The following is a 4,793-nucleotide window of genomic DNA, read 5'->3' on the forward strand; positions in this document are numbered from 1 at the left end:
AGGCGCGGGCGCTCGTTGAGCGGGACGACTTCGCCGTCGGCTCCGGCGAAGCTCATGTCGACGGCGTACTTGTCGAGTTCGCGCTCGATGATCTCGAGGTCGTTGATCGGATCGCGGTCCGCCTCGAGGGCGGCGGTGTCCAGCACGTGCACCAGGGCGGCGCAGCGCTCGACGTGGCGCAGGAAGTGGTGGCCCAGCCCCTTGCCCTCGCTCGCGCCCTCGATCAGGCCGGGAACGTCGGCGATGGTGAAGCGGGTGGCACCGGCCTCGACGACGCCGAGGTTCGGCACCAGGGTGGTGAACGGGTAGTCGGCGATCTTTGGCCGTGCGGCCGACATCGCGGCGATGAGGCTCGACTTGCCGGCCGACGGGAAACCGACGAGGGCGATGTCGGCGATCGACTTGAGCTCAAGGACGACGTCGCGCTCGTCGCCGGGGATTCCCAGCAGGGCGAATCCGGGGGCCTTGCGCTTCTGCGAGGACAGCGAGGAGTTGCCGAGGCCGCCCTGTCCGCCGCTGGCGGCGATGAACTCCGCGCCCTCACCGACGAGGTCGGCGAGGACCGTGCCGTCCTTGGCCTTCACGACGGTGCCGTCGGGCACGGGAAGGATCAGGGTCTCGCCGGTCTTGCCGCCGCGCCAGTCACCCATGCCGTTGCCGCCGTTGGTGGCATGGCGGTGGGGGGCGTGGTGGTAGTCGAGGAGCGTCGTGGTCTGTGGATCGACGCGCAGGATCACATCGCCGCCGTCGCCGCCGTTGCCGCCGTCGGGTCCGCCCAGGGGCTTGAACTTCTCACGCTTGACGGACACACAGCCATGGCCGCCTGTGCCGCCGGAAACGTGCAGGACTACTCGGTCAACGAAGCTGGCCACGTTGATCTCCTTCTAAAATGCTTCACTGTGCCGGGTCTGACCGGCTTAAAAGAAGGCGGGGTGAGCCATGTCGGCCCACCCCACCCCAATGCTTGGAGCATCGTGCGTTGAAAGCGGCAGATTACTCCGCGGCTGCTCCAACGATGTTCACGACGCGGCGCCCGCGGCGGGTACCGAACTCAACGGCACCTGCTTCGAGGGCGAACAGCGTGTCATCTCCGCCGCGGCCAACATTGGCACCGGGGTGGAAGTGGGTGCCGCGCTGGCGGACGATGATTTCGCCGGCCTTGACGACCTGGCCGCCGAAGCGCTTTACGCCGAGGTACTGCGCGTTCGAGTCGCGACCGTTGCGAGTGGAGCTCGCGCCCTTCTTATGTGCCATGAGTTATGCCTGCCTTCGCTGAAGATACTGTTTGACCGACCGAGCAACCGCAGAGGGTTACTTGATACCTGTGATTTTGACGCGGGTCAGCTCTGAACGGTGACCCTGGCGCTTCTTGTAGCCGGTCTTGTTCTTGAACTTCTGGATGACAATCTTCGGGCCGCGAAGATTCTCAATGATCTCGGCAGTGACAGTGACCTTCTCGAGGTCCTTCGCTGCTGAGGTAACCTTGTCGCCGTCTACCAGAAGGAGGGCAGGCAGCGCAAAGGTGCTTCCTGCCTGACCGGTGACGCGGTCAAGGGTAACGAGGTCTCCAACGGAAACCTTTTCTTGGCGGCCGCCTGCGCGGACAATCGCGTACACCACTTGGGAACTCACTTCTCTCGACAATCTTGACTTCTGATGTGAAAAACTGGTTGCGCACTGCGGCTGGCATCCGGGAGGGACACTTCAAAGAGCCATATCTGCGCCGTGCGTCTACGCCCCGGATACACCGGTTAGAAGGCGAACGCACCGAAGATCAAGGTTACGTCAGTGGGGCAGCTTCCCGCAAATTACGCCCCCTCCCCGGTGCGGCCCGGGCGCGGCCTCGGTGCCGCACGGCTTCTCGGTCCGCCGGAAACTCCCCCGGACAGCGAAGGAGCCGGCCCCCGCAGTGCGGGGGCCGGCTCCTTTACGCTCGGGGAAGGCGCGGTCCTGGCCTGCAGGTCCTGGCCTGCAGGTCCTGGCCTACAGGTCGGAGGCGGGGACGCCGACGCCGAGGATCATCGGCTCGTCTCCCCCGGTCTCCTCCCGCGGGGCGGGCTTCCCGGCCCGGGCCACGTGCTGCGCGCCGGGCTGGGCCTCACCTGCACCGGAGGCCGTCACCGTTTCGATGGAGGCGTTCGAGCCCTGGGCGCTGGCGGCACGGCGCCGCGGGCGGCGGCGGGACCCCTGGGCGGCAGGTGCTGCCTGGGCCGGGGCTTCCGAGCGCTGGGCCGTGTCCCGCGCCGGGGCCTCCGCGGCTCCCGCACCCCGTTCACCGGCCGGCTTCCTGTCGAAGGCCTCGGCGAGGCTGTCAAGCGTCAGCCGCGGGCCCTCGGGTGCGGTCACCGGCGCGGCCGCGTCTGCGCGGGGCAGGGTGACGGTCTCACCGTTGATGGTGAGGACCGCCGCGGCTGCCTCGTCCCGGGACCTCTCGGCGGCGGGCGCCACCTCCGAGGCCGGTGCCTTCTCCGGCGCCGCCGGTGCGTCCTCGCTGTGTACGGCATGGTGGGTGGCCGCGGCGATGCTCGCGAGGGCTGCACGCGCCGCTTCCGCCTTGGCCGCCCGCTCCGGGTTCTCCGCGCGCGGCTCGGGGGCCGCCTGCTGCTCCTCGACCGGCTCGGGAGTGCGCCTCCGCTTGCGCTCGCTGCGGGACATCTTCTCCTGGCGGAGGTGCTGCTGGTGGTTCTCGGTGGAGACGGCGTGGCGGCGGTGTTCGACCGGCTCCTCGTGGGTCACGACGCCGCGGCCGGCGCAGTGCTCGCAGACCTCGCCGAAGACCTCGAGCAGCCCGGTGCCCATGCGCTTGCGGGTCATCTGGACGAGCCCCAGTGAGGTCACCTCCGCCACCTGGTGCTTGGTGCGGTCCCTGCCGAGGCACTCGACGAGCCGGCGCAGCACGAGGTCGCGGTTGGCTTCGAGGACCATGTCGATGAAGTCGATGACGATGATGCCGCCGATGTCGCGCAGCCGCAGCTGGCGCACCACCTCCTCGGCCGCCTCGAGGTTGTTCTTGGTGACTGTCTCCTCGAGGTTGCCGCCGCTGCCGGTGAACTTGCCGGTGTTGACGTCGACGACGGTCATCGCCTCGGTGCGGTCGATCACCAGCGAACCGCCGGAGGGAAGGTAGACCTTCCGGTCGAGGGCCTTCTGGATCTGCTCGTCGATGCGGCTCGCGGTGAAGATGTCCTCCTCCGAGGTCCACTTCTCAAGGCGGCCCACCAGGTCCGGCGCCACGTACATGACGTAGGCCTCGATGGTGTCCCAGGCCTCCTCGCCGGAGACGAGGAGCTTGGAGAAGTCCTCGTTGAAGACGTCGCGGACCACCTTGATGGTGAGGTCGGGCTCGCCGTAGAGCAGCTCCGGGGCGAGCGTCTTGGTCGAGGAGGACTTGCGTTCGATCTCCTCCCACTGGGCGCGCAGCCGGTTGATGTCGTGGGTCAGTTCCTCTTCGCTGGCGCCTTCGGCCGCGGTGCGCACGATGACCCCGGCGTTCTCGGGCAGGCGGTCCTTGAGGATGCGCTTGAGCCGGTTGCGCTCGACGTCGGGCAGCTTGCGGGAGATGCCGGTCATCGAGCCGCCCGGCACGTACACGAGGTAGCGGCCCGGGAGGGAGATCTGGCTGGTCAGGCGGGCGCCCTTGTGGCCCACGGGGTCCTTGGTGACCTGCACCAGCACCGGGTCGCCGGACTTCAGCGCCAGTTCGATGCGGCGCGGCTGCCCGTCGAGGCCGGCGGCGTCCCAGTTGACCTCGCCGGCGTAGAGCACGGCGTTGCGGCCGCGTCCGATGTCGACGAAGGCGGCCTCCATGCTCGGCAGGACGTTCTGCACCTTCCCGAGGTACACGTTGCCGATCAGCGAGTCCTGCTGGGTCTTGGAGACGAAGTGCTCGGCAAGGATCCCGTCCTCGAGCACGCCGATCTGGATCCTGTCGTCGCGCTGGCGCACCACCATCTGGCGGTCGACGGATTCGCGGCGTGCAAGGAACTCGGCCTCGGTGATGACCTGGCGGCGGCGGCCGGAGTCGCGGGATTCGCGGCGGCGCTGCTTCTTCGCCTCGAGGCGGGTGGAGCCCTTGACGCTGGTCACACGGTCGGAGGGGGCGTCGGTGCTCTGGCGCGGGGCACGGACCCGGGTCACGGTGTTGGGCGGATCGTCGTCCTCCCCTCCGGTCAGTTCGAGGTCCTGGTCGCCACGGCGGCGACGGCGGCGGCGCCGGGACGTGACGGCGTCCCCTGCCTCGGAGGAGGGTCCGTTGGACTGTCCCTCCCCGGAGTCGCCGTTCTCTTCGTCCTGGGCGTCGTCGGTGCCGTTGTCGCTGCGGTTCCGGCCGCGGCGGCGGCGGCGCCGGCGGCGCGGTCCGGAGTCTTCGGAGTCGTCGTCCTCGTCGTCTTCGAGCGCCGGCTCGGTGACCTTGACGGCCTGGACCGCGGCGCTCAGGTCGGGGGCGTGGAAGAGCAGCGAGAGGGGCGAATCCGGGATGGCGAAGGGGTCGACGTACGAGGGTTCGGCGCTCTTCGGTGCCGGTTCGGCGGCGGCTTCCGCCGTGCCCGGCTCGGTCTTTCCGGCCTGCGCAGCGTCGGGCCGCTGCTGTGCGGCGGCCGTCGGGGCCTTGGATCCGGCGTCGGCCGAGCCGGCGGATGCCTCCTCCGCTTCTTCACTGTCCGCGGGAACCTCCACGGCGTCGCTCTTCGCCCGGCGGGTGCGTACGGTCCGGCGGGCCCGGACCGGCTTCTCGGCGGCGGGCGCGTCCTCCCCTGCACCGGCTGCTGCCGCTTCCGTGTCGGCGTAGGCGG

At 69.4% G+C, this 4,793-nt stretch carries 4 protein-coding genes; all 4 read right to left on the minus strand.

Annotated elements, in window-relative coordinates; translation table 11 throughout:
• Positions 1 to 872: GTPase ObgE (obgE, locus tag QZX79_RS01425; protein WP_294563626.1), on the minus strand; the 872-nt coding region annotated here is incomplete at its 3' end.
• Positions 873 to 993: 121 nt separating this feature from the next.
• Positions 994 to 1,254 carry a 50S ribosomal protein L27 gene (rpmA, locus tag QZX79_RS01430; RefSeq protein WP_026545518.1) on the minus strand — a complete coding sequence of 87 codons (261 nt, stop codon included), beginning with the start codon at positions 1,252 to 1,254 and terminating at the stop codon, positions 994 to 996.
• Positions 1,255 to 1,311: 57 nt separating this feature from the next.
• Positions 1,312 to 1,620, minus strand: a complete 309-nt coding sequence (gene rplU, locus QZX79_RS01435; protein WP_294563637.1) for a 50S ribosomal protein L21 — start codon at positions 1,618 to 1,620, stop codon at positions 1,312 to 1,314.
• Positions 1,621 to 1,983: 363 nt separating this feature from the next.
• On the minus strand, positions 1,984 to 4,793 hold a 2,810-nt coding region (locus QZX79_RS01440; RefSeq protein WP_294563640.1), incomplete at its 5' end, for an Rne/Rng family ribonuclease.

Origin of the sequence: uncultured Arthrobacter sp. (assembly GCF_902805515.1) — a bacterium.
Classification (GTDB): domain Bacteria; phylum Actinomycetota; class Actinomycetes; order Actinomycetales; family Micrococcaceae; genus Arthrobacter_D.